The organism is Streptomyces sp. NPDC044044 (assembly GCF_056434405.1).
This window is the reverse complement of the sequence record NZ_JBWKFG010000002.1, coordinates 132,727-155,977: the sequence shown is the minus strand read 5'-3', so window position 1 is coordinate 155,977 and position 23,251 is coordinate 132,727. Positions and strand designations below refer to the sequence as shown.

25 protein-coding genes and 1 pseudogene are annotated in these 23,251 nt (G+C 69.4%); 18 read left to right on the top strand and 8 right to left on the bottom strand.

Annotation, left to right across the window (positions count from 1 at the left end; genetic code table 11):
- The first annotated feature begins 11 nt into the window (after positions 1 to 11).
- From AC07AG_RS06500 to AC07AG_RS06445, 12 genes are all read left to right on the top strand, one after another.
- Positions 12 to 1,628 carry a right-handed parallel beta-helix repeat-containing protein gene (locus AC07AG_RS06500; protein WP_478752496.1) on the top strand — a complete coding sequence of 539 codons (1,617 nt, stop codon included), beginning with the start codon at positions 12 to 14 and terminating at the stop codon, positions 1,626 to 1,628.
- 62 nt (positions 1,629 to 1,690) lie between these two features.
- Positions 1,691 to 2,005, top strand: a complete 315-nt coding sequence (locus tag AC07AG_RS06495; RefSeq protein WP_478752494.1) for a hypothetical protein — start codon at positions 1,691 to 1,693, stop codon at positions 2,003 to 2,005.
- The gene (locus AC07AG_RS06490) at positions 2,005 to 2,922 is read left to right on the top strand and encodes an N-acetylmuramoyl-L-alanine amidase (protein ID WP_478753903.1); all 918 of its coding nucleotides are present in this window, start codon (positions 2,005 to 2,007) and stop codon (positions 2,920 to 2,922) included. Before AC07AG_RS06495 ends, AC07AG_RS06490 begins: the two co-directional genes overlap by 1 nt.
- A gap of 12 nt (positions 2,923 to 2,934) precedes the next feature.
- Positions 2,935 to 3,180, top strand: a complete 246-nt coding sequence (locus tag AC07AG_RS06485; RefSeq protein WP_478752492.1) for a hypothetical protein — start codon at positions 2,935 to 2,937, stop codon at positions 3,178 to 3,180.
- Positions 3,177 to 3,563 carry a hypothetical protein gene (locus AC07AG_RS06480; RefSeq protein ID WP_478752491.1) on the top strand — a complete coding sequence of 129 codons (387 nt, stop codon included), beginning with the start codon at positions 3,177 to 3,179 and terminating at the stop codon, positions 3,561 to 3,563. The genes AC07AG_RS06485 and AC07AG_RS06480 overlap by 4 nt, the downstream gene beginning before the upstream one ends.
- 37 nt (positions 3,564 to 3,600) lie before the next feature.
- On the top strand, positions 3,601 to 3,888 hold the full coding sequence (locus AC07AG_RS06475) for a hypothetical protein (RefSeq protein ID WP_478752489.1): 288 nt from the start codon (positions 3,601 to 3,603) through the stop codon (positions 3,886 to 3,888).
- An 863-nt stretch (positions 3,889 to 4,751) separates the two neighbouring features.
- On the top strand, positions 4,752 to 5,492 hold the full coding sequence (locus tag AC07AG_RS06470) for a DUF6879 family protein (RefSeq protein ID WP_478752487.1): 741 nt from the start codon (positions 4,752 to 4,754) through the stop codon (positions 5,490 to 5,492).
- The gene (locus AC07AG_RS06465; RefSeq protein WP_478752485.1) at positions 5,489 to 6,328 is read left to right on the top strand and encodes a helix-turn-helix domain-containing protein; all 840 of its coding nucleotides are present in this window, start codon (positions 5,489 to 5,491) and stop codon (positions 6,326 to 6,328) included. Before AC07AG_RS06470 ends, AC07AG_RS06465 begins: the two co-directional genes overlap by 4 nt.
- Before the next feature lie 86 nt (positions 6,329 to 6,414).
- Positions 6,415 to 6,879, top strand: coding sequence for a hypothetical protein (locus AC07AG_RS06460; protein WP_478752483.1), 465 nt, complete (start codon positions 6,415 to 6,417; stop codon positions 6,877 to 6,879).
- Complete coding sequence (locus AC07AG_RS06455) at positions 6,876 to 7,190, top strand: hypothetical protein (protein WP_478752481.1); 315 nt, start codon at positions 6,876 to 6,878, stop codon at positions 7,188 to 7,190. The genes AC07AG_RS06460 and AC07AG_RS06455 overlap by 4 nt, the downstream gene beginning before the upstream one ends.
- Positions 7,191 to 7,436: 246 nt before the next feature.
- A complete protein-coding gene (locus AC07AG_RS06450; RefSeq protein ID WP_478752479.1) occupies positions 7,437 to 7,775 on the top strand; it encodes a DUF397 domain-containing protein in 339 nt (112 codons plus the stop codon).
- On the top strand, positions 7,753 to 8,016 hold the full coding sequence (locus AC07AG_RS06445; RefSeq protein ID WP_478752477.1) for a hypothetical protein: 264 nt from the start codon (positions 7,753 to 7,755) through the stop codon (positions 8,014 to 8,016). The genes AC07AG_RS06450 and AC07AG_RS06445 overlap by 23 nt, the downstream gene beginning before the upstream one ends.
- 58 nt (positions 8,017 to 8,074) lie before the next feature.
- Here AC07AG_RS06445 and AC07AG_RS06440 read toward each other — a convergent pair whose 3' ends face one another.
- Both AC07AG_RS06440 and AC07AG_RS06435 read right to left on the bottom strand, forming a co-directional pair.
- Positions 8,075 to 8,314 (bottom strand): helix-turn-helix transcriptional regulator, encoded by a 240-nt coding sequence (locus AC07AG_RS06440; RefSeq protein ID WP_478752475.1) that lies wholly within the window; start codon positions 8,312 to 8,314, stop codon positions 8,075 to 8,077.
- Between the two features lie 246 nt (positions 8,315 to 8,560).
- Positions 8,561 to 10,204 (bottom strand): recombinase family protein, encoded by a 1,644-nt coding sequence (locus tag AC07AG_RS06435; RefSeq protein ID WP_478752473.1) that lies wholly within the window; start codon positions 10,202 to 10,204, stop codon positions 8,561 to 8,563.
- 42 nt (positions 10,205 to 10,246) lie between these two features.
- Here AC07AG_RS06435 and AC07AG_RS06430 point away from each other — a divergent pair.
- Positions 10,247 to 10,462: pseudogene (locus AC07AG_RS06430) on the top strand (PNPOx family protein); the annotation flags it as partial.
- Positions 10,463 to 10,633: 171 nt separating this feature from the next.
- Here the strand turns inward: AC07AG_RS06430 and AC07AG_RS06425 are convergent.
- From AC07AG_RS06425 to AC07AG_RS06415, 3 genes are all read right to left on the bottom strand, one after another.
- Entirely contained in the window at positions 10,634 to 11,986 is a 1,353-nt protein-coding gene (locus tag AC07AG_RS06425) for a DNA-3-methyladenine glycosylase 2 family protein (protein ID WP_478753901.1), read from the bottom strand.
- Positions 11,987 to 12,105: 119 nt separating this feature from the next.
- On the bottom strand, positions 12,106 to 13,248 hold the full coding sequence (gene rsgA / locus AC07AG_RS06420; protein ID WP_478752471.1) for a ribosome small subunit-dependent GTPase A: 1,143 nt from the start codon (positions 13,246 to 13,248) through the stop codon (positions 12,106 to 12,108).
- 218 nt (positions 13,249 to 13,466) lie between these two features.
- Positions 13,467 to 15,113 (bottom strand): flavin-containing monooxygenase, encoded by a 1,647-nt coding sequence (locus tag AC07AG_RS06415; RefSeq protein ID WP_478752469.1) that lies wholly within the window; start codon positions 15,111 to 15,113, stop codon positions 13,467 to 13,469.
- A gap of 70 nt (positions 15,114 to 15,183) precedes the next feature.
- Here AC07AG_RS06415 and AC07AG_RS06410 point away from each other — a divergent pair, with 70 nt between their 5' ends.
- Positions 15,184 to 16,209 (top strand): AraC family transcriptional regulator, encoded by a 1,026-nt coding sequence (locus tag AC07AG_RS06410; RefSeq protein WP_478752467.1) that lies wholly within the window; start codon positions 15,184 to 15,186, stop codon positions 16,207 to 16,209.
- Here the strand turns inward: AC07AG_RS06410 and AC07AG_RS06405 are convergent.
- Positions 16,179 to 17,021: a dienelactone hydrolase family protein gene (locus AC07AG_RS06405; RefSeq protein WP_478752465.1), complete on the bottom strand. Its 843-nt coding sequence runs from the start codon at positions 17,019 to 17,021 to the stop codon at positions 16,179 to 16,181. The genes AC07AG_RS06410 and AC07AG_RS06405 overlap by 31 nt on opposite strands.
- A gap of 173 nt (positions 17,022 to 17,194) precedes the next feature.
- Here AC07AG_RS06405 and AC07AG_RS06400 point away from each other — a divergent pair, with 173 nt between their 5' ends.
- From AC07AG_RS06400 to AC07AG_RS06390, 3 genes are all read left to right on the top strand, one after another.
- The gene (locus AC07AG_RS06400; RefSeq protein ID WP_478752463.1) at positions 17,195 to 17,764 is read left to right on the top strand and encodes a hypothetical protein; all 570 of its coding nucleotides are present in this window, start codon (positions 17,195 to 17,197) and stop codon (positions 17,762 to 17,764) included.
- A gap of 132 nt (positions 17,765 to 17,896) precedes the next feature.
- Positions 17,897 to 18,667, top strand: a complete 771-nt coding sequence (locus AC07AG_RS06395; RefSeq protein ID WP_478752461.1) for a S1 family peptidase — start codon at positions 17,897 to 17,899, stop codon at positions 18,665 to 18,667.
- Between the two features lie 43 nt (positions 18,668 to 18,710).
- Positions 18,711 to 20,411 carry a hypothetical protein gene (locus tag AC07AG_RS06390; protein WP_478752459.1) on the top strand — a complete coding sequence of 567 codons (1,701 nt, stop codon included), beginning with the start codon at positions 18,711 to 18,713 and terminating at the stop codon, positions 20,409 to 20,411.
- Here the strand turns inward: AC07AG_RS06390 and AC07AG_RS06385 are convergent.
- Positions 20,383 to 20,793 carry a nucleotide triphosphate diphosphatase NUDT15 gene (locus AC07AG_RS06385; RefSeq protein WP_478752457.1) on the bottom strand — a complete coding sequence of 137 codons (411 nt, stop codon included), beginning with the start codon at positions 20,791 to 20,793 and terminating at the stop codon, positions 20,383 to 20,385. The genes AC07AG_RS06390 and AC07AG_RS06385 overlap by 29 nt on opposite strands.
- A gap of 10 nt (positions 20,794 to 20,803) precedes the next feature.
- The gene (locus AC07AG_RS06380) at positions 20,804 to 21,673 is read right to left on the bottom strand and encodes a radical SAM protein (protein ID WP_478753899.1); all 870 of its coding nucleotides are present in this window, start codon (positions 21,671 to 21,673) and stop codon (positions 20,804 to 20,806) included.
- A gap of 351 nt (positions 21,674 to 22,024) precedes the next feature.
- Between AC07AG_RS06380 and AC07AG_RS06375 the strand changes: the two genes are divergently transcribed.
- On the top strand, positions 22,025 to 23,242 hold the full coding sequence (locus AC07AG_RS06375; protein ID WP_478752455.1) for a cytochrome P450: 1,218 nt from the start codon (positions 22,025 to 22,027) through the stop codon (positions 23,240 to 23,242).
- Positions 23,243 to 23,251 lie beyond the last annotated feature (9 nt).

The window sequence follows — 23,251 nt, the reverse complement described above, 5'->3', positions numbered from 1 at the left end:
GAGGGCCCGCCTTGGCAACCCCGATCGAAAAATGGCTGCCCGGTGACGACATCACCGCGGGCCGCCTGGAGTCCATGAACCAGCGCGGCTGGGTGATGGTCACCAACTACGGTGCCGACGCCTCAGGTTCGATCAACGCGGCGCCCGCCATCCAGCTCGCACTCGACTGGGCGCGCGACATCGGCGGCGCGCAGGTCATGGTCCCGCCCGGCGTGTACCTCCTGGCACAGACCCTGCGGATCTACACCAACACCCGGTTGACCCTGATGTCCGGCGCGGAGTTCCGGCGCAACCACGCCGGAACGATGCTGATCAACGGGGATTCGGGCCAGGCGTTCGGCGGGTACACCGGACACTCTCGGATCATCATCGAGGGCGGCCTGTGGAACATGCGCGGCACGACCGCCGGTTTGACCGGGTCGGCCATGTGCATCTCGATCGGTCACGCGACGGACATCGTCATCCGTGATCTGGAGATCAGGGATCTGCCTGGGTTCCACGCCATCGAGCTCAACAGCACCACCCACGGCACGATCAGCGGCTGCCAGTTCAGGGGCTATGTCGATCCAGGTGGCAGGGATTTCTCCGAGGCGGTACAGCTCGACTTGGCCAAGTCGTCCGCCGTGTTCGGCGGCTTCGGCCCCTACGACCACACCCCGTGCGAGGACGTACTGATCACCGGCTGTCACTTCGGCGCCTCCGGCACGGCGGGAACGACCGCGTGGCCGCGCGGGATCGGCTCGCACTCGGCGACGATCGGCCGCTGGCACCGCCGCATCCGCATCGCCAACAACTCGTTCGAGGGCGTCCTCCAGTACGCGATCAGCGCGTACAACTGGGAGGACGCCACCGTCACCGGCAACACGTTCGTGTCCTGCGGCAGCGGCGTGCGTATCCGCGTGGTGATCCTGTCCGATGCCGAGGACACGAAGGACGTCAACGGAAATCCCACCGGGGCGTCGCAGAACATGCGCAACATCGCTGTCGTGGGCAACACCATGCGATCGGGTGGCGGCTACGACAACGCGATCATCGCCCTGGGGGAAGTGTCCGGGACGGTCCTCAACCTGACCATCGTCGGAAACGCGATCGACGGCACGACCGGCGGCCAGGCCGGTATCCGCCTCGACCGGGTATCCCGCGCTGTGATCGCGGACAACATCGTCGCCAACGTCGCGGGGAGCGGGATCAGCACAGAGAACCAGAACAACTCGGTCCTCAACGGCAATGTGATCTGGACGGCTGGAGCCCACGGGATCACGATGGTGACCAGCGACAACAGCGACATCCTGGGCAACCACATCCGCGACCCGGCCAACAGCGGCGTACTCGTCCAGGGCGGGACGGACATTCAGCTGCGCGACAACTTCGTGGACGGCGCCAACCGCGTCGCATCCAGCGCCTACGGCATCCGCGTCTCGACCAACCCCGTGGCGATCGCGATCAGCGGCAACAAGTGCCGCCCCGGCAGCTCGGCCACGAAGGCAGTGCGCGGCCTGTCCATCAGCTCCGGTACCGGCATCCACCGCTTCGGCAACGACATGAGAGGCACGTGGTCCGGCGCCGGCGGCAACGGCATCGATGACGCCTCGACGTCGCCGAACACGACCGCGACCGACATCCAGTAGACCCGCTTCCCCCTGTACGCCCCGCGCCGTTGGCCGGGGCCTTTCTCATGTCTGGAGACCTCATGGCCCCGCAGTCACCGTCTATCGGGCGGATCGTCCACTACCGGCTCACCGAGCACGACGCCGAAGCCATCAACCGGCGGCGCAAGGACTTCCACGAGAGCCGCAGCGCCGATCAGCAGACGGGCTTCGTCGGCCACGTGGGCAACCGCACCGCGACGGGGGATCTCTTCCCGGCGGTCATCGTCCGTGTGTGGAACGAGAGCACCGTCACCTGCAATCTTCAGGTGCTGCTCGACGGCGCGGATACCTACTGGGCGACGTCGCGCGCCGAGGGCGCCGAGGACGGCCACTGGTCGTGGCCGGAGCGCGTCTGATGGCGCCGCCGCTGGCTCCCGCCACGTTCCTTAGAGCACTGCGTGACGAGGGCGTGACCGTCGTCGAGGTCGGCGACTGGGAAGACCACAACCGCAACCACAAGGGCCCATGGGGGCCCGTGCACGGGGTGATGATCCACCACACCGTCACCAAGGGCTCCAAGACCACGGTCGACATCTGCCGCAAAGGCCACGCCTCCCTGCCCGGTCCGCTGTGCCACGGCGTTATCACGAAGGACGGCCGCGTCCATCTCGTCGGCTACGGCCGCACCAACCACGCTGGGATGGGCGACGACGACGTCCTCCAGGCCGTCATCGCTGAGAAGGCGCTCCCCGCCGACAACGAGGCGAACACCGACGGCAACCGCCACTTCTACGGCTTCGAGTGCGAGAACCTCGGCGACGGCGAAGACCCGTGGCCCGACGCACAGATCGAGGCCATCGTCCGCGTGTGCACTGCCCTGTGCAGGCGCCACGGCTGGGGCCCCCGCTCCGCCCTCCGGCACCTCGACTGGCAGCCGGGGAAGGTCGACCCGCGCGGCCCCGGCATGGACTGGGCGGACGTGGAGAAGCGAGTCGCTAAGCGCCTGGGAGTGAAGCCTCCCGGGACGCCGCTGCCTCTGCCGCAGGCGCCGAAGGTGTCCGTGTCGAAGCTGGCCACCGCGGCGCGCCGGGACCCCGCGGCGAAGGGCACGCCGGTGTCGTACGCAGGCACGCGGACGGTGGAGGCCGCCCTCGTCGACGCGGGCCTCCTCGACAAGCCGCTCCTGGACGGGCACTTCGGTACAGCCACGGTCACGGCCTACGCGAAGTGGCAGCGCCGGTGCGGCTACTCGGGTGCCGCGGCGGATGGCATCCCTGGCAAGACCACCTTGTCCAAGCTCGGCGCAGCGCACGGCTTCGCCGTCACCTCCTGAGGAGGACCCTCCATGTCCGATCCGCTGCGGCACCCTGCCACCGAGCACCTGCTCAAGTACTTCACCAGCGACCACCTGCCCGAACACCTCGCGCGCGTCAGCAGGCTGTGCGGCGACCTCGCGCACCGCCTGGTCGCCGAGCTCCCCGACGGCCCCGAACTGACGGCCGCGCTCCGCAAGGTCCTGGAGGCCAAGGACTGCGCTGTCCGGGCCGCTCTCGACGTCCCCCGCCCCGACTCCCGAACGGACATCCCATGAAGATCTTCGGCCGTGAGCCCGTCTACATCCTGGCGTTCATCGCCATCGTGCTGAAGCTGTCCGCGGCCTACGGCCTCGACGTCTCCGACACCGAGCAGGGCGCCATCATGGCGTTTCTCTCCCTCGTCGTGGCCGTGGCCGCGGCGTTCGTGCTGAAGACCGGCGCCGCAGCCGCGGCCATCGTGAACCTGGCGCAGGGCGGCCTCGCTCTGTTCATGGCGTTCGGGCTCGAGATGCCCGCTGAGACGCAGGCGCTGTGGATGCTCGGCGTCGAGGGCCTCGTGGCGCTGGTCCTGCACCGCGAGGTGACCGCCCCGGTGCCACAACTGCGGATCGAGCAGTCGAGCCCGGTGTCTCCGGGCTCGCACGCAGCGGGCGCCTGACGCTGTCCCGTGAAGACGCCGTGGGAGAGGTGGTGGCGTGGACGCGGCCATGGTGACGGCGATCGCAGCGCTGATCGGCGGACCCGTGGCCGCGGCGGCCGTCATGTACGGAACCCGAGGCGCGAACCGAGCAGCCCGCGAGGGCGGCGTCATCGGCGGGTACGACACGCTGACGCAGCGCCTCGTCGCCGAGAGAGACAAGGCGGAGATGGACGAGAAGGCGGCGGGGGCGCGGGCGTCCGCGGCGGAAGCGAAGGTGGCGGCGCTGGAGGCGGAGGTCGCGCGGCTGCGGGCTCAGGTGGCGGCGCTGGGGGGTGCGCCATGACGGCCAGGCAGGCGGCTTTGTACCGCAAACGGCAGCTCCTGCTGCTCGTCGCGATCCTGGTGACTCTGGCGGGTGGACTCGGTGTCGCGTTCCTCCTGATCGATCGCGCGTCCGGGCGGGCCGATTACGCAGTGGAGGAGGCGAACCTTCGCGGTGAGGCAGTGAGCACGTTGGCCGGTGACGTGCGCGCGCTGCGGGAGCAGGTGAAGGCGGAGGGAGGCACGCCTGTGGCCCCTGACCCGACACGAGCGGTGGAGGATCTCCCGGACCGTGCCGAAGTCCCGGTCCCAATCCCGGGGCCACCAGGCCCGCCTGGAGATGTGGGGCCGACGGGGAAGCCCGGCTCGTCGGGGTCGCCCGGCCCGAACGGAAGCGATGGAGCGAATGGAGCCGACGGGACGTCGGGCAAGGACGGTACGTCGGGGGATGCCGGTCCCGCTGGTCCGCCTGGGCCTCAGGGTGAGGCCGGTCCGGTAGGCCCGGACGGACCCCAGGGTCCGCCGGGCGAGGACGGGCAAGACGGGCGGGACGGCGCGGATGGGCAGGCGTGCCCGGACGGCTACAGCTTTCAGCCCCCGCCTGATGATCCCGATGCCCTCGTCTGCCGCCGCGACTCTGCTCCTGATGACGATGACGGCGGCTCCTCGCCGGAGGCGGCGGCTCTGGATCCGTTCCGCCGGCAGTACCCCTGACTGCACGCATGCCCCCTCTCACCCTTCGGGGTGGGAGGGGGCCTTTCGTCATGCCTGGTTGCGCGCAATCCAGCAACCACGGGGCGTATCTGCAATCTGCCGCAATCCCTCTCCACGCCCCGGGGCCGCGGGCGCATGCTGGTCGTCCAACATCCGCTGACGGAGGTCCACATGACGCTGAGGTTCATCGGCACGACCAGCGATGACGGTGATTGCCCCACCCTGTACGAGATTCCGGAGACGGACGAGATTCTCGTCCAGGGCGACATCGAGACCGACCCCGAGCACTTGGTGCAGCTGCGCGACGTGAAGCCGTCCGAGTCGTTCGTCCGGGTGCCCCGCTCGCTGCTCACCCGCTACGCGCCGAGCACCCCGGCACCGGAGTTGCAGCCCTTCTCGGCGATCTCGCACCTGTTCGCGGAGTTCCGGCACACGGCTTGGCGGCTGGAGACCCGCCGCGGCTACGCCTCCGACCGCAAGAGCGCGAAGTGGGATCGGTGGCTCGCGGGCGAGGACATTGCCGCTGGCCCCGACAACGCGTGGCGCGAGAACGTCCGCGCGCAGGTCGCACAGGGCAAGCGGTTCGAGCGGGTCCGCCTCGTCGACGAACCGGCAACGCAGGGACAGGAGTTCCTCCTCGCGAGTGGTCTGGGCAACGTCGCCGCGGGCGAAGACATCCGCAACCTGGCCCGCTCGGAGGGCGAGGCCCTGCGTCTGCCTGACTTCGACTTCTGGCTCTTCGACTCCAAGACCCTCGTGCGGTTCGACTTCGACGAGGAGGACGTCACCCTCGGCGTGTACGTCACGGAGGATCCTGCTGAAGTCCTCGCCGCCTGTCAGGCCCGCGACGCTGCGTGGCATCACGCGACGTCTACCAGCGAGTTTCAGCGGCGGGTACGTTCCAATGTGTGAGTGACTTCCAAGAGGCCCGGCAGATCCTCGGCGCGCGCCTAAGCGAGCTGCGCGCCGAGGCGGGCATGGAGGGTAAAGATCTTGCTGCCAAGATCGGTTGGCAGCCGTCCAAGGTGAGCCGCATCCAGAACGGCAGGCAGACGGCGAGCGCGCGGGACGTCACGGCGTGGGCTGCTGCGGTGGGCCGCGCGGATGTGGAGCCTGAGTTGCAGGGGCTGCGCGCGGGCGTGGAGATGAAGCACCGGTCGTGGCGGCGGCAGCTTGCGGGAGGTCACTCCGAGCGGCAGAAGCTCGCGATCCGGGAGACCGAGGCGACAGCCCTGGTGCGGGCGTTGGAGGTCTCGCGGATCCCGGGCCTGTTCCAGACTCGCGACTACGCCGCCGTGATCTTCGATTCGAATGCTGAGTTCCGCGAGATCCCCGCCACGACCGAGCAGGCCGTCGAGAACCGGATGCGGCGGCAAGAGGCTTTGTACGAGCCAGGGAAGGAGTTCCGGTTCCTCCTGTGCGAGGCCGCCCTCTATCACCGCTCGTGCCCCAAGTCGGTGATGGCCGAGCAGCTCGACCGGCTCTACGGGGTGGTGGGCATGCCCCGCGTGGATCTCGGGATCCTCCCGTTCGGGACGCAGCTGCGGCGCACGGCCCCGCATGCGTTCTGGATTTACGACCGTCGGCAGGTGATCGTGGAGACGATCGCCGAGGAGCTGTGGCTCACGGCCGAGGAAGACATCCGGCTGTACGAGCGGGCCTGGGACTGGCTCGCCGAGTCGGCGGAGCGCGGGCCGACGGCGCGGCGGCTGATCGGCCGGGCACGCGCGTCGCTGGATCTTTCCTGAGCAACCCACGCAACTGACGAACCGTTAGATGCAATCGGGCGCAATCGATCAACAACCGAGCCCGCGTACTCCCTACGGTCCTGGTCATGGCCGCAAAGACGCGCACCACACCCGAGCGAGACGCAGGGGACACCTGGCTCGCCAACTGCGCCCGGCGCCCGGCACTGGCCCACGAGGTGTGGGACATGGACGGCCTCGCCCCGATCCACTGCACCCGCTGGCTCGCGGCGGAGCTGCCACTCGCCACCGCTCTCCAGGCCATGAAGCGGATACCGGCGGGCGCTCGCGGCCCGCTCCTCCTGGATCCCGGCCTCGACACCGCGTGGTGGCTCGTCCCTCTCGACGCCGCCGAGCAACTCGCGGACGTCCGACACATGACGGTGCAGCCCGTCGGCTGGCCCCTGCACTGTCCGTCCACACGCCGCCCGGCCGCCGGCCGGTTCTGGCTCGTCCTCCCCGACGGCTCCGGGCGCGTCACGGATTCCGTGTACCTCGCTGCCGCACTCGGCCCTGGCGGTGGCCCCCGACTTCCCGCGGAGGCGTTCGGATGACCGACCTCAGAGAGATTGCCCTCGAAGCCGCTCTCCCGGCGCTCACCACCTTGTCCGTGGCGCAGACGTGCGGCCGTGCCTGCGTCTGGTGCGCCGTCGCGCTCTGTACGACGACGGCGGTAGAGCTCGGCGAGCGTAGGGGTGACAACGGCTTTACCTGGTTCCCCCGCTCCTGCCGATTCTGCGCCTCCCGGCCCGCATATCTGGCGCTCCTGGACCACATGCAGAGCTGCGAGCAGTGCGCCGACGACGCCGCCCGCTGCACCGAAGGCGCCGCGCTGCGGCAGGTGTTGAAGGAGGCTCGGCGGTGAGCGGGGGCACCTGGTTCTGCGGGCACTGCGACCAGCCGATCACTCAGGGCCAGAAGGTCAGAACCTACGCGAAGGTCTCCATCTCGGCCGGTGGCGTCGCGGTCCGGTTGCACGAAGCCTGCGCGGAGCGCGCCAAGTACGTCCGGCGCCACCCCTACACCCCCTCGCCCCGGGGAGCGCTCTACGCCGCGCTCATCACACCCCGGGGCGAGGGACGCCCGATCCATCCACCACAGGAGGTTCACGATGGGCACGCTCACGAACGGCAAGACCACCATCCCTTACGAACACCATGCCGCGCCTGGCCTGGACTGGCGGAAGGCTGGCCGTACGGACCTCGACCCGATCCTGAAGGACTGCGTGATCCTGGCGGCAGCCCCTGACGCTGCGGGTCATCCGCACCACAGCATCCCGGACGGCACGCGGATGGTCGCGATCAGCGACGACAAGGACCCTCAGTCGCCGGTGCTGTACATGAGCCGACTGGAGATCAGCAAATTCTTTGACGGGGTGATCGCGGGTGAGTTCGACGACTTCCGGGCGAGCGCGGACGAGCTTCGGAATGCCAGCGTCACAGCAGGCTGACGAGACCGCCCCGATCTACCGCGCCCCGGCGGACAACTCCAAGTCCCTGACGGGCGGGGCGATCTGCGATGTGCACGAGGGCCCGCCCCTGGAGACGGAGCGGGACTGGAGCGGCGCTTGGATCTGCCCGGTCTGTACGCCGCTCGGCCGCACGCATGAGGAGACGCGGATGATCGTCCGGAGGGCGAAGGCGCGGTTCGAGCGCGTCGGGTACTGGAGTCAGCCGGGGCGGTGCACGTAGCGGAGACGCGGCATGTGGGGCTGCCGGCCTACGCCTGGGGTCGGCAGCCCTCTCGCCGCTACACGAGGTCGCGGAGCGGGACACCAAGGACTCTGGCGATGCGGAGGAGCGTGGAGATGGTGATTTCTTCGCCAGCCTCTGCGCGCTGGAAGGTCCACCGGCTCATGCGGGCGGCGAGATAGACGTCGTCCTGCGTGAGCTCCTGGTGGTGGCGTGCCGCGCGAATGGCTGCGCCGATGGCCCGACGGTCGTCGGTGATCCAGCTGTCGTCCTCGGGCAGGTCTCGCACCTGCCCCACTTCAAGCCGACCATGGTCAGATGTCTGCCCAATGAATTAGGCTTTTTTGGATCACGTGTTCAGAGGGCGTGCGCATCCTGTGCGAATAGAGCACACGTTCGAGTGAAATGGACTAATGGACCTTGCCAGCGGCAAAGACCCACTCAAGCATCGGCCCTACACAGACCGGCCCCCCTCCGACAGCCCCCCAGGCCTCGGAGGGCCGGCCGCAGCGCCCTCGACTCCTCACCGAGTCGAGGGCCGCTGTCATTTCCACTCGACATCCACGGTCGACTCATCGAAGTACGAACCGCCAGGCATCCGACCCCGCCGAGCCGGATGCACCGTCACCCTCACCAGATAGTCGAGCGCCGACCGCTTCCGCGACAGATCGAAATCGGGGCTGTTCCACACCGAGACCGGGTCGTCGGCGCCGATCAGCTCGGCCGCGGGATTCCGCGTCACGGCATCCTTCATCTTGTCCTCGGCCGCCTGGAGACGAGCGCGCGCAGGCCCCGCCGCGGCACGCCACTCCTGCATGTCCATCTCGCTGTTGCCGAGCGCCGTAGCGAGCTCGTCGAGCCGATGCCGCGCCGAGCGCATCTGCTTCTGCAGAGACCGCACGTCGACAGGGTCCTCCCTCCGCGCCGTGAGTTCCCCCATGCGCTCCTTCGCGAGGCGGTCCATCAGGTTCAGCATCACGTACGCGTCGAGGTCCGGTAGATCCCGCGTCACGCAATCCTTCACCCGGCACCGGTACACCGGACGTGTGCCACCGCCCCGCCGATTCGGCTTGGACGACGCCTTCAGCGTGGCCCCGCACACCCCGCACAGATAGATGTTCGAACCGAGGTGCTTGCGAGCGTTCGTCGCGGACGGCATCCGGGACGGGTCCTTCAGCACAGCGACGGCGCTGCGCCACGTCGCCTCGTCTGTCAGCCCCATCCAGTCCGCCCGCCCCGCGATCTCCCCGCGGTGCTGCACGAGAGCTGCGTTGCGCGGCCGCATCAGGATCGACCGGAGGTTCAGCTGATGCGGCTCCCGTTCCTTGCTGCTCTGGCTGGTGCGCATCCCCTCCTTCAGCAGCTGGTCCTCCATCGACGCGAGCGACGCGCCGGCGAGGAGCCCGTTAAGGGAGCGTGCGACGGCGTCAGCTTCCGACCCCTCCAGGAAGGCGGCTTCGGCCCCGCAGCCGTCGCACACGAACGTCACCCGCAGCGCGTCCGCACCACAGGCCTTGCAGACCAGCTTCGACGTGAACTGGTCGATGGCTTGGCAGTCGTCGCACTGCCGGCGCTTGGTGAAGCCCTCCGGTCCGGTGGCCCCGCAGTCCCGGCACAGCAGGGTGCGAGGGGTCACCCCGTCGGGTTCGTAGCCGAAGGGCCGCGGGCCGCCGCTGTACTCGCCGCGCTCGACTTTCTGGTCCCGGGCTCGGCGGGACCGTTCGATCATCCGCTCGACTTCGTAGCGGGCTTGCACGCCGAGTTGCCGGGCGATCATGCGGCCGGTGGCCGTGGAGAGGTCGAGTTGTCCAGCCTTGACGGTGCGAGTGTCGATTCCGCGGGGGCCGCATACGTCGATGTATTCCTCCAGCTCGGTGGGCGAGCGGTGGAGGCGGTCGGTGTGCCAGGCGATGACGCAGTCCGCGTCGCCGTTGCGGAGGGCGGCGAGCATGGTGATGTAGTCGGGGCGGGGCTTGCCGCTGTAGGCGCTGAGGTCGTTGTCCTCGAACGGGGCGTGCACGAGGCGGTATTCGACTTGTGGCGTGGAGAGCTGTTCAAGGAGCTCGGTGCAGTCCTCGATCTGCCGCTCGGTGGCGAGGTGGGCGCCTTCGCGGTCCTCGCTGATGCGGGCGTAGATGAAGCAGCGGACGACGCGGCGGACTACGGCAATTGCACTGTCGAGAGGCACCTGTTGAGCATGGCAGGTTAGAGGTGTCTTCCGCAGGTGTTCGGGACCACCAAGAAGTGGCGCAATCTTCAGGGGAATCCGAAGGTGTCGCTGGTCGTGGACGACATGGTGAGTGAGCGGCCGTGGAAGGTGCGGGGGGTCGACATCCGGGGGGATGCCGAACTCCTCACGGGGCCGCATGACTTGGGGCCTCACTTCAGTGAGGAGCTGATCCGGATTCATCCTCGGCGGATCCATAGCTGGGGGCTGGAGCAGTAAATAGTCCCCGACCCCGCCCCTTCCCGAAAACCGTGCCTGCGCCCCGGGCCTACCTGGGGCTCCGCCCCAGACCCCGAAAAGATGGCCTCAAACGCCGGCCGGGCTGAACTGTCAGCCCCCGCGCCGGAGCGGGTTTTCGGGAAGGGGCGGGGTTGGGGAAAGAAAAGGCGGCTACCCCGCGGTCAACAGATGCCTCACCCCATAAGACCGCCAAGGCCGCCACCCCTCGCTCACGCCTACCCCCGGCAACCCCACATCCGGATCCCCGAGCGCCCGCATCCGAATGACGGCCACCGTCCCCGCATCCAGCCCCGGCAGCGCCGAGAGCCCCGCCTCCGCATCCTCCCGATCCGCCCCCGCATCAAGCCGAACCCGCCCATCGGCAAGCGCAGCGGCCAGCTCCCCCAAGGGCCCCGGCTCCCCGGCGAGCGCCCCCGGCTCGGGGAAGACGTGGGTGAGGGATCCGCACGGCGCGTCCAGCGCCTTCCCGTACCGCTCCACCAGCAGCGCAGCCTCCTCGCGCCCCACAAGCGCCCGCACCGCGTACTCCTCGGGATCCGCCGCCCCCGGCGAGCGGAGGCCGGGCCGCGCCGCGACCAGCGGAGCGAGCCTCGCGTCCGCGCCGAGCCGCTCGTCCACGGCGTACGGATCCGCGTCCAGGTCGAACAGTCGCCGCAACCGCTGCACGGCGGTGGTGAGGTCCCGCAGGTCCGTCAGGTGAAGGCGGGCGTCCAGCCATCCGCCGACCCCGTGATCACTCTCCTCGACGGCCACGATCCCCGTGCCGTACGGCAGCCGCAACGTACGCCGGTAGGTGCGCCCGCCCCGCTCCCCGGAGACCTGCTCCACCCCGTCGACGGCCTCATCGGAGAGCAGGTCGAAGACGGCACCCGCCTCATAGGCCCCCCGGTGGGCGAGCCGCAGCGGAACCCCTGCGGACGGAGTGGCCCGCCCCGCGCCCCCGCCACGCGGCGCGGCGGCCCGCAGCGCGGTGGGCGTCAGGGCGTACACCGCCCGGATGGTGTCGTTGAACTGCCGCACGCTGGCGAACCCCGCCGCGAACGCGATCTCCGTGATCGGCAGTCCCGTGGTCTGCAGCAACACCCGCGCGGTGTGCGCCCGTTGGGCCCTGGCGAGGGCGACGGGCCCCGCCCCCAGCTCGGCGGTGAGCTGCCGCTGCACCTGCCGGGAGCTGTAGCCGAGCCGCACGGCGAGACCGGGGACGCCCTCGCGGTCGACGACGCCGTCACCGATCATGCGCATGGCGCGGCCCACGACGTCCGCGCGTACGTTCCACTCCGCGGACCCCGGCACCGCGTCCGGGCGGCAGCGTCGGCAGGCCCGGAATCCGGAGCCCTGGGCGGCTGCCGCGGTGGTGTAGTAGCGGACGTTCTTGCGTTTCGGGGTGACGGCGGGGCAGCTTGGCCGGCAGTAGATCCCTGTGGTCTCGACGGCGAAGAAGAACTCCCCGTCGAAGCGCGCGTCGCGGCTGCGAACCGCCTCGTACCTGGTCTCTTCATCGATCACGTCTTCCAGTGTGCGGCTTCGCCGGCGCTTCGGCTGGCGGAAATCGGACACCGCGTTGCGGGGGCGCCTGAGCACCCCCGCAACGCCCCGCGACACCCCCGCGACGCTGCCGCTACCTAGCGGATCCGGCCCCGCTTGGCCTCCATGGCCGCCTTGCCCTCCGCGCCCCGCAGCTTCCACATGCGCCGCATGTCAGCCCGGAGCTTCGCGTCCGTCTTGGCGACGATGCGCTGGTTCTCGCGGATCAGCTTGCGGTAGCTCTCTAGGCGGCGGTCCGGGAGCGTGCCGTCCTCCACGGCCGCGAGTACCGCACAGCCGGGTTCGGCGGTGTGGGCGCAGTCGTGGAAGCGGCAGTCGGCCGCGAGCTCCTCGATCTCGGAGAAGACCTGGCCGACGCCGTTCCCGGCGTCGAAGAGGCCGACCCCTCGCAGGCCCGGCGTGTCGATGAGGACACCGCCCGCGGGGAGCACGAGGAGATTGCGGGTCGTCGTGGTGTGGCGGCCCTTGCCGTCCACGTCACGGGCGGCGTTGACCTGCATGACGTCCTCGCCGACCAGCGCGTTGGCCAGGGTCGACTTGCCCGCTCCGGACTGGCCGAGCAGGACGGACGTACCGCCGGAGACGACGGCGCACAGGACGTCGACGCCTTCCCCGGTGGTGGCGCTGACCGGGAGCACCTGGACGCCAGGGGCCGATGTCTCCACGTCCTCGACGAGATAGGACAGGCCCGTGGCGTCAGGGACCAGGTCGGCCTTGGTGAGGACGACAAGGGGCTGGGCCCCGGACTCCCAGGCCAGGGCGAGGAACCGCTCGATCCTGCCGAGGTCGAGCTCGACGGCGAGCGAGACCGCGATGATCGCGTGGTCGACGTTGGCCGCGAGGATCTGCCCCTCGGACCGCTTGGAGGAAGTGGAGCGCACGAAGGCGGTGCGGCGCGGCAGCAGCGTACGGACGTACCGCGGATCGCCGCCCTCCGGGTCCACGGCGACCCAGTCCCCCGTGCACACGACCTTCATCGGGTCGCGGGGCACGACGAACTCGGTGTCGGCGCGCACCGTGCCGACCGGCGTGACGACGTCGCACTGGCCGCGGTCGACGCGCAGGACGCGGCCGGGCAGCAGACCCTGCGCCGCGTACGGAGTGAAGTCGGCTTCCCAGTCCTCGTCCCAGCCGTAGGGCGCGAGAGCGTGCGAGGAAATCGGAGAAGAGGACGGAAATGAGGACGGAGAAGAAGGCTGCGGAGATGCAGAGGAAGACAAGGGGTGACCCTTCACAGGGGTGGCCCCGGCGCACGCGCACTGTGGCGCGTGGAAAAGAGGAAGGTCAGCCGGTGACCACGGAGGTGGAATGAACGGACTTCTCGATGCGGGCAGCGCCCATCTCAACGACAGCCATCGGTCACACCTCCTGGATCACACTCAACCGGCACCGGCGGCCGAGCGGCCACCGACGAACAGAACGAACCCTAGCTTCGGGCTCAGGCGGAGCGCCACCTCTTTTCCCGCCCGGCGGCGACGGGCTCCCCGGCCGCCGCCGCACGGGCCCGGCGCACGGCGGAGAGCGGCGTGGGCGCGAGCGTCCTGCGCAGGTTGGTGCGCATCGTCGACGCGGCGTCGAGCACGTAGTTCTGCCGGACCTTCCAGGGGCCTCGGTCGCCCTGCCGGGGGAAGGCGTCGATGGAGCGCTGGACGTATCCGGAGGCCAGGTCGAGCAGCGGGCGTTCGTTCAGCGTGCTCGTCGGCCTCGGTTCCACGGCCGCGTAGTCGTGCTCGCGCATGTGGTTGAGCACCTTGCACACCAGGCGTGACGTGAGGTCGGCGCGCAGCGTCCAGGACGCGTTGGTGTAGCCGATGCAGACCGCGAAGTTCGGTACGCCCGTCATCATCGCGCCGCGCCACACGAACTGCCGGTTCAGCTCGACCGGTCGGCCGTCCACGCGCGGCTCTATGCCGCCGAAGGCGAGCAGTTGGAGTCCGGTTGCGGTCACGACCACGTCGGCCTCCAGGACGCGGCCGGACTTCAGCCGGATGCCCTCGGGGACGAAGCGGTCGATGTGGTCGGTGACGATCTCGGCCTCGCCCGTCCTCAGGACCTCGAACAGATCGGCGTCGGGCACCGCGCACAGCCGCTGGTCCCACGGGTCGTACGACGGCGTGAGGTGGTCGGCGACCAGCTGGTCGTCCTTGACGATGCGCTTGTTGAGCCCGGTGAGCAGCTTGCGCGCGGCCTTCGGGCTGCGCCGGCAGAACTGGTAGAGGCCGATGGCGAAGAGGATGTTCTTCGTCCGTACGACCCGGTGGGCCGCGTTCGCGGGCAGTACGGCGCGGATGCCGTCGGCCAGCCTGTCCCGCGAGGGCAGCGAGCCGATCCAGGTCGGGCTGCGCTGCAGCATGGTGACGTGCGCGGCGCTCCGCGCCATCGCGGGCACCAGCGTGACGGCGGTGGCGCCGCTGCCGATGACGACGACGCGCTTGCCGGTGTGGTCCAGGTCCTCGGGCCAGAACTGCGGGTGCACGACCGTGCCGGTGAAGGAGTCGGCGCCGGGGAACTCGGGGGCGTGTCCCTGGTCGTAGTTGTAGTAGCCCGCGCAGGAGTACAGGAAGTCGCAGGTGACGGTGGTCAGGGTGCGGCTGCCGTCCTGCTCGGTGCGCTCCAGCGTCACCGTCCAACGGGCGGTCGCGGTGGACCAGTCGGCGCCGACGACCTTGGTCCCGTAGCGGATCTTGCGGTCGATGCCGAACTGGGCGGCCGTCTCCTTGATGTAGCCGAGGATGGACCGGCCGTCGGCGAGCACCTTCGAATCGCGCCAGGGCTTGAAGGCATAGCCGAGCGTGAACATGTCGGAGTCCGAGCGCACACCCGGGTAGCGGAACAGGTCCCACGTCCCGCCCATGGACTGCCGCGCCTCGATGATCGCGTACGAGCGCTCGGGGCATTCGGTCTGCAGCCGGTAGGCGGCGCCGACGCCGGACAGACCGGCGCCCACGATCACGACGTCGATGTGCTCGGCACCTTCACTGACATCACTGACTTCACTGACTTCGGTGCCTTCGGTGCCTTCGGTGCCTTCGGTGCCTTCGGTGCCTTCGGTGCCTTCGGTGCGGGAGTCTGCGGTGTGCGTCATGCTTCTCAGTGTCCGGAAGCACACCCGGCAGTAATTGACCCAGGACGACAGATCTTTGACCCTGGACGACATGTCCGTGATCAGATCGGCTGGTCTTCGCGGGTTCCGCGCCACGGTGGCGGAGCTCGGCGGTGACGCAGAGGCCTACGCCCGGCAGGCGGGCTGCCCCACGGCCGCCCTCGACGTGGACGACCTCCTGGTGCCCGAGGAGGCGATGGCCACGGTTCTGGAGCTGGCCGCCGATGATCTCGGCTGCCCGGATCTCGGTCTGCGCATCGCGGCCCGGCAGGACCTGGGCATGCTCGGCGCCCTGGCGCTCGCCATCCAGAACTCCGCCACCCTCGGGGACGCCCTGGAGTGCACCACCCGCTACCTCTTCGTCCACGCGCGCTCGCTGAGCCTCAGCCTGGAGCCCGATCCGTACGGCACACCGGGGGTCGCCGCCCTGCGCTACGGCGTGCGCGAGGGGGTCGAGGCACCACCCCAGGGCATCGACCTCTCCCTGGGTTTCATGCACCGGGCCATCGTCTACCTGGTCGGCCCCTACGGCCTGGGCTCGGTCGAGCTTCCGCATCCGCTCCTTGCCCCGCTCTCGGTGTACGAGGACTTCTTCGGCGTACCCGTGAAGGCGGACCGCCCCGCGGCCCTGCTGCGTGTCCCGCTCAGCCTGGCCGACCGGCCGCTGGGCGGCGGCAACGCGCATCTGCGCCGCCTCGCGCTCGCCTACCTCGACGAGCAACTGCCCAGTGAGCGCTCGGACATCGTCAGCGGTGTGCGCGCCGTCGTGGGGCGGTCGCTCGGCACGTCGCCGCCGGAGATCGGGACCGTCGCCCGGCTCCTGAACGTCCACGCGCGGACGCTCCAGCGCCGCCTGCGCGCCGAGGGAACGACCTTCGCCGAGATCATCGACGAGGAGCGGCGCAGCGCGGCCCGCCGCTACCTCACCGGCACCGACCTGCCCCTGGGCCAGGTCGCCCTGCTGCTCGGCCTCTCCGAGCAGTCGGCCCTGAACCGCTGCTGCCGGCGCTGGTGGGGTGCGACACCGCGAGCGGTGCGGGCGCGCGGCTATGAGGCGGCCGAGCCGCCGGTCTCCTGAAGCAGGCGCGTACGGAAGAGATCGAGCACCTCGTCGAGCGCCGCCCGTGTCGGCTGGCCCGGTTCGTCGATGAGGTGCTCGGTCAGGACGGAGTGCGGCGCGAGGACGCCCTCGGGGTTCGCGTCGCTGTCGTCCAGTTCTACGGCGGTGAACGCATCGCCCAGCTCACGGCGCAGGAAGGCGAACCGGTCGCCGGGAACCAGCCGGTCGCCCTTGAACCGCGCCCCCAGGACCCGCAGCCCGTCCCGCTCGCAACGGCCCTTCACCACGGCGAGTTCATCGTCCGAGATGTCGATGGTGCACGCGCGGCGGCCGTTGACGGGCAGCGGGAGCGAGGGCTGGGAGAGCACGGGGGCGAGCAGCCGGTCGTCGGTGGCCATCGCCAGGGCGAAGCCGCCGGTGAAGCACATGCCGACGGCGCCGACTCCGGGGCCGCCGCACCGCTTGTGCTCGTGCGCGGCCAGGGCACGCAGCCAGGTCACCACGCGCGAGCTGCGACCGGTGGCGAATGCGGTGAACTCCCGGCTCACACACACCTTCACCATGGTCGACGCGATGTAGAGATTCGACTTCAGCGCACCGTGGGCCTTGGGGTTGGCGTCGCGTCCCGGCGTGCCGAAGAGGACGGGGAGCACGGCCGTGCACCCGATGGCGGCCACCTTCTCGGCGAAGGCAAGGACCTTGGGCGTGATCCCGGGGACCTCCGCCATCACGATGACGGCGGGCCCTTCCCCGCGCCGCAGGACCTTGCGGGTGGTGCCCTCGTGCGTGAAGAGGCTCCGCGTGAACCCCGTCAGGTCGTGGTCGGCCACGGATCAACGTCCTCCAACTCGACTTCCGCCTCGCGGAGTTGCCGCGTACGGCCCTCGCTCCGAGGCTTGCTGGACGGAACGTACAACAAGGGCGCCGTACGGGCCTACCCCACAGTAGGAAATCCAGCCGCAACCATGCGGCGCCGTCACGGCCGACCCTTCATGCTTGCGGAGTGGGACTCAATCCGGCCGAAGCGGCGATCACCGGCATGACCATGGGCGCCATCGCCTCCTTCTCCGGGGCCTGGCTCACCCAGCACGCGACGGACAGGCGCGAGCGCGAGAACCGCGTGTGGTCACGGTGCATGGACGTCTACGAAGAAGCCATGGTCGCCGTCCACCGGGTCGGCGACCTGCGCGCACAGTTGTCGAGCACGGGAGAGTGGCCGGACGCCACCGGCGCCGCGGTGAGCGATGTCCATGTTCTCGCCGCGCGGCTCGAGATCTACGCCACGGATCAGGTGCTCGAAGCGCACTGGGCGGCCTTCCAGGCGATGCGTTCCTGGATCAACGCGTGGCACGACTGGGACAACCAGGAGGGGACCAATCCCCGGGTGAGCCAGACCGACCCGCTGTGGAGAAGGTTCACCGAGCTCGTCGAGGAATCGGAGGATTCCGACCACCGGCTCCTGGGCATCCTGCGCGATGAGGTGCACGGAAAGAGGAAACCAAGAAGACCATGGCGGAAATGGCGCCCTTTCCGGCGGGCGGATCCGGAGGGATCTCCTCAACTCGGGGCCTGAGGACGTTTCTTGTGCGTCAGCTCCCGCCCTGGAACCGTTCGTGGCTACCATTGCATATTCACAGCGCAAGAGCATCCACCCCCTGCGCGGGGCAGTTGCTCGCTCCTGGGATCGGACGGGGGGGACGAACCCATGTCGCATCACGAGCCGCACCAGAAGCACTTGATCCAGGTATTCCGGAACAACGATCACATCGGTTCCGGCGTGCGCCTCACCAGGTACTTCGCCCTGACTGCCGCACACTGTCTGGGAGATGACAAAGAACACCGCATGCGCCCGGTCCTCCTCCGCCTCCCGGACGGCAGGCACCTGGACGGCGAGGTGCAGCAATTCGATCTCCTCGCCGACATGGCCCTCTTGAAGATCGTGTTCCAGAAAGGCGAAAGGGTGCCGCTTCCCGGCATCCACTTCGATGTCGCGCGCGAAGGCGAATCGTGGACGGCGGTCCACCCCCGGCCGGGCGACGGCATGCTGCGCGGAACCGTGAGCGACGTATCGGTCATCTATCAGAGCACGGGCGAACAGGCCGTCAACTGCCACCGGCTGAGCCACGACGGTGCGCACGACGACGTGCGGAAGTTCGCCGGCAGCCCCGTCGACCGGGGTGAGCCCGACCCCGACCGGCCTTCGGTCGTCCTCGGGCTCCTCGTCGCACGGCCTGCCACCACGGACGCGCCGGAGGACACGCTGTTCGCCGGCACGATCGACGAGGCGGTGCGGCGATTCGACACCTTCAAGTTCCACCCCGCACCACAACCGACACTGTCCGGCTCCGAACGCATCTACGAGGTGCGCCAGGACCACGAGGCGGAAGCACTGGCCCGCAAGGACCGCACGGTGCCCGCCGGCCTGGCCGCCGTGACCAGCTATGTCAACCTGCGCTGGCACCGGCCCCGGCCGTGAAGAGCATGCCGCCCACCACGGCGGCCCGTCTCCCGGAGGGGACATGACCACGATCGCGAACGTCAGCGAAGGGCTGGCGACGGCGGAGGACGCCCTGGAGGCCGACGGCACGGCCCGGTCCGAGCTCAAGGAGTCACTCGCGGGCTATGTGGAGCGCCTCACCAGCCCCGAAGCGCCCTACGCGCTCCTTCGGCCCCACGCCCGCCAGCACATCAACCTCGCGCAGCTTCTCCTCGCGCTCGACATGAAGGAACGCTCGCACGCGCTGGCCGCGGTGACCCTGCGCCACATGGAGCTTGCCGAGGCGGACCAGGAGCTGTTCGCGGCCGACACCTGGAACGAACTCGGTTCGCTGCTCGCGGAGCACGACGATCTCGACCGGGCCCGCATGGTCCTGAACTACGCCCTCAACCGGGCGCAGCGCGCGGCGGCACCCGAACTCGCCAGGATCCTCGCCAACTTGGCCGCCGTGAGCCTGCGGGCCGGGCATCTGGAGGACGCCAGGGTCTGGGCGCAGAAGGCGGTCACCGTCCTGGGCAAGTACTACGGCGGCGACCCGGAGGCACGGCTGACCGCCGACTGGGTGCGGGTCGAAGTGGCGTCGATACGCCGGGACACCGCCGAACTCACCCGCACCCTGGGCGACTTCGCCTCCTCGGTCGACTGGTACACGAGCTTCACGGACGACGTCGACCCGAAGGCCGTCGCGGCCCGTTCGGCGCTGGCCCAGGCGCGGTTCCAGGCGGCCAAGGCGGTGCAGGACGAGGAGCGGATCGAGGCGGAACTCGCCGAGCTCGAGATCTCCCACCTCCGCGCCGCCGCGCTCCTCGGGGCCGATCACCAGGAGACGCTGGTCGCCCAGGCGGCGCTCGCCACGGCGGAGTTCGACGCGGCCGACGGCACCGCGTTCTGCGCGTCACGCAGGCAGCAGGCCGTGTCCCTGCTCGACTCGGCGGCCGTCACGGCCGCCAGGACCCTGGGCCGTGACCACTCCCAGACGCTCGCGCTGCGCGCGGCGCTCGCCGACATGCGAGATGCCACCACACCGTCGGACGAACTCCCTTATCTCATCGAGCATGTCTACACACCCCAGGAGAACAGCGCCCGCAACAAGGCCAAGGGTCAGGCCCTGCGGCAGGAGCGCAATGTGATCAGGCTGGTCGCGCACGCGGGTGCCTCGTTCTTCCTGAAGGACCTGAAGCTCTTCCATCCGCAGGTCATTCACGCCCTGAATCAGGGCAGTTACTTCTACGTCATCATCAGCAGCCCTTGGAACAACCTCGCCATTTTCACCAAGCACGACGCGACGGCGGAGCGCCCCAACTCGCACAACATCGTGGACATCATCGCGGCGAGCGACTACTACTCAAAGACTTTTCTGCACGTCATAGACGCCTACCGCACGCTCCGCGAGACGTATCACGACCGGATCGAGTTGCGCCTCACGCACATCGACATCCCCGGGTCGACCCTGCTCACCACGGACCGCGGATTCTTCGAGCCTTACATCACCTCCAATCCGGAGCGCAGGACCCGGCGCAAACTCAATGTGCTCGAGGTGGAGTTCCACAAGGACAGCAGGTATTACTCCGACAGCCGGGCCGAGTTCGACATCCAGTGGGAACTGGCCAGCACCCTGGACCAGTTCGAGGCGAGCGAGGAACAGCACAAGACCGCGTTGCGGGACGCCGTGCGCGCGCAGTCGGACGACCGGTTCAAGGGAGATGCAGAGCACCGTCCCTGATGCTGCGCAGCACCCCCGCCGAGCCGACGAACAGCGGGTCCGGCAACTCGTCCAGGTGCCAGAACTCCCAGCGCAGGCAACGCTCGGGCTCAAGGACCCGGGGTTCACCCGCGAAGTCCAGGATCTCCACGCCGACCTGCATGTGATGGTTCGCCGCCGGGTCGGGGTCGGTGACACAGGCGACGCGCGTGCCGATGGCGCGCAGGCCCGTCTCCTCCTCCAGCTCGCGGCAGGCGGCGCCGGAGAGGGACTCCCCCACTTCGAGATGCCCGCCGGGCAGTCCCCAGGTGCCGTCGCCGAAGGTGTTGGCCCGCAGGCCGAGCAGTACGCGGCCGCCCGCTCGGACGATCGCCTGGACCCCTACGCGTACCTGTGTCGTCATCGCGGACTCCTCATGCATCCGGGTGCGTGTCCGGTGTCGGTGTCTCCGGGTAAGTGCCGGTGAAATTCTCGACGTTCCTGTCCCCCGTGACCTGGTGCGCCAGTGGTGAGTCGCCGTCCGCGAGCCGTGCGAAGAAGTTCCCGATCCGCCGCTCCCCGCGCTCGTCGATGACGACGACCTCGCAGTCCGGGTCGATGAAGAAGTAGCTGCCCGTGCGGGTCCGGTTGCGGTAGACCCTCAGCTTCACGCCGCGCTCCCGCGCCGCCGCCTCGCAGCGGTGGACCACGTCCTCGAACTCCTCGTCGCCGAGCGAGAGCCAATCTCGGTTGTCCGAACCGTAGTTGGTCTCGGACATCTGGTAGACCTTCCACACGTCGGGCAGGCAGGCGTCGTCGATGAGGCTCAGCACGTCGGGCGCGCCCCCTACGTTCAGCCGGGTGACGACCGTGCCGAGCTTCACCTGGACGTGCGGGTGGTTCTTGCGGACCTCGCCGAGGAGGGTCAGCATCTTCTCCCGGTGCGGAGCGACTCCGGTGCGCAGGGCGCTGTGCTCCGCCGCGTCCGCGGACTCCAGGGGCAGCGCGATCCAGGAGAGGCTCGGCAGCACGCGCTCCATGGTGCGCAGCGGTGCGAGGCCGTTCGTGCTGAGGACGACCTGCGGCGAGGGGTGGTCGCCGTGAGGTCGGCGCAGTACCGCGGCGAGCTCCGCGAGATAGGAGAGCAAGGTCGGCTCACCCCCGGAGATGACGACGCCACGCACTCCCCCGTCCTTGAGCGCGGATGCGACCCGGAGTGCGGTCTCCCGGGGCATGGAGGGGACTTCATGCCTCGGGCCGAAGCAGAAGGGGCAGCTGAGATTGCACCTTCCGATGGGCCGCATATCGACGAAGGCGGGGATGAGCATGGGGGGACTTTAGCGACACCTGGGGCACGGATCTCGCCGAATCCCCCAAGGGGGCGCACACCGAACATCTGCCCTCGGCACACGCCGGACAAGCGCACCCGCGAACCGCACGCCCCCACGGCGCGTCCGTACGCCCCGCGTGCTCCGGAGCCGACCGGAGCCGACCTGTTCCCCCCGACGCAGAAGGGTTGAGCGGAGGGGGTGATTCCGGCCAGATTCGACCACTGGACAGTGCGCTTTCTGGCTTGGTTTACCGTGGACCAAATAGATGCCCCAGGCATCTACTGGAACAGGTAAAGGGAGCCCCTCCGCTTGTGAGGTAAGTCCATGACGGAATCAGTCGTGTCCGAATCAGTCGCCTCCGAATCAGTCGCCTTCCCGCAGGACCGCACCTGCCCCTACCACCCGCCGAAGTCGTACGAACCGCTCCGCGAGGCCCGGCCGCTCTCCCGGGTCCGCCTGTTCGACGGGCGTTCCGTCTGGGTGGTCACCGGACAGGGGACGGCCCGTGACCTGCTCGTCGACCCGCGCCTGTCCACCGATCGCGAGAACGAGGCGTTCCCCGCGCCCACCGAGCGCTTCGCCAACGTACGCAACCGCCGTGTCGCCCTGCTCGGCGTCGACGACCCCGAGCACAACGCGCAGCGCCGCATGCTCATCCCCAGTTTCTCGGTCAAGCGGATCGCCGCGCTGCGGCCGCGCATCCAGGCGACGGTCGACCGGCTCATCGACACCATGATCACGAAGGGTGCGCCGGCCGAGCTGGTCGGCGCGTTCGCGCTGCCGGTTCCGTCCATGGTGATCTGCGCCCTGCTCGGCGTGCCCTACGCCGATCACGAGTTCTTCGAGGAGCAGTCACGCCGGCTGCTTCGTGGCCCGCGCGCCGAGGACACCGAGCGCGCGCGGGACGAACTGGACGCGTATTTCCACGCGTTGATCGAGAGCAAGCGCCGGGAGCCCGGGGACGGGCTCCTCGACGAGCTCATCCACCGGCAGCTCGCCGAGGGCGCGCTCGACCGCGAGGAGCTGGTCAGCCTGGCCACGATCCTGCTGGTCGCGGGGCACGAGACCACGGCGAACATGATCTCCCTGGGCACGTTCACCCTCCTTCAGCACCCGGCGCAGCTCGCCGAACTGCGCACCGAGCGGACACTGATGCCCGCGGTGGTGGAGGAGCTGCTGCGCTTCCTGTCCATCGCGGACGGCATGCTGCGGGTGGCGAAGGAGGACATCGACGTCGCGGGCAGCACCATTCGCGCGGACGACGGCGTCATCTTCTCCACCTCCCTCATCAACCGAGACGGCTCGGCCTACGAGACTCCGGAGGAACTGGACTTCCACCGCGACAACCGCCACCACCTGGCCTTCGGGTTCGGCATTCACCAGTGCCTCGGCCAGAACCTCGCCCGCGCCGAGATCGAGATCGCCCTGCGGACGCTCTTCGACCGGCTGCCGGAGCTCCGCCTGGCCGTGCCCGCCCGGGAGATTCCGTTCAAGCCGGGCGACACGATCCAGGGGATGCTCGAACTGCCGGTCACCTGGTAGGAGTTGGAG

Coding starts and splice junctions, on each gene's coding strand:
- AC07AG_RS06480 (WP_478752491.1), top strand. CDS start 3,177: ATGAAGATCTTCGGCCGTGAGCCCGTCTACATCCTGGCGTTCATCGCC.
- AC07AG_RS06375 (WP_478752455.1), top strand. CDS start 22,025: ATGACGGAATCAGTCGTGTCCGAATCAGTCGCCTCCGAATCAGTCGCC.
- AC07AG_RS06395 (WP_478752461.1), top strand. CDS start 17,897: ATGTCGCATCACGAGCCGCACCAGAAGCACTTGATCCAGGTATTCCGG.
- AC07AG_RS06380 (WP_478753899.1), bottom strand. CDS start 21,673: ATGCGGCCCATCGGAAGGTGCAATCTCAGCTGCCCCTTCTGCTTCGGC.
- AC07AG_RS06410 (WP_478752467.1), top strand. CDS start 15,184: ATGTCCGTGATCAGATCGGCTGGTCTTCGCGGGTTCCGCGCCACGGTG.
- AC07AG_RS06460 (WP_478752483.1), top strand. CDS start 6,415: ATGGCCGCAAAGACGCGCACCACACCCGAGCGAGACGCAGGGGACACC.
- AC07AG_RS06390 (WP_478752459.1), top strand. CDS start 18,711: ATGACCACGATCGCGAACGTCAGCGAAGGGCTGGCGACGGCGGAGGAC.
- AC07AG_RS06385 (WP_478752457.1), bottom strand. CDS start 20,793: ATGACGACACAGGTACGCGTAGGGGTCCAGGCGATCGTCCGAGCGGGC.
- AC07AG_RS06470 (WP_478752487.1), top strand. CDS start 4,752: ATGACGCTGAGGTTCATCGGCACGACCAGCGATGACGGTGATTGCCCC.
- AC07AG_RS06495 (WP_478752494.1), top strand. CDS start 1,691: ATGGCCCCGCAGTCACCGTCTATCGGGCGGATCGTCCACTACCGGCTC.
- AC07AG_RS06445 (WP_478752477.1), top strand. CDS start 7,753: ATGCCAGCGTCACAGCAGGCTGACGAGACCGCCCCGATCTACCGCGCC.
- AC07AG_RS06485 (WP_478752492.1), top strand. CDS start 2,935: ATGTCCGATCCGCTGCGGCACCCTGCCACCGAGCACCTGCTCAAGTAC.
- AC07AG_RS06415 (WP_478752469.1), bottom strand. CDS start 15,113: ATGACGCACACCGCAGACTCCCGCACCGAAGGCACCGAAGGCACCGAA.
- AC07AG_RS06450 (WP_478752479.1), top strand. CDS start 7,437: ATGGGCACGCTCACGAACGGCAAGACCACCATCCCTTACGAACACCAT.
- AC07AG_RS06455 (WP_478752481.1), top strand. CDS start 6,876: ATGACCGACCTCAGAGAGATTGCCCTCGAAGCCGCTCTCCCGGCGCTC.
- AC07AG_RS06490 (WP_478753903.1), top strand. CDS start 2,005: ATGGCGCCGCCGCTGGCTCCCGCCACGTTCCTTAGAGCACTGCGTGAC.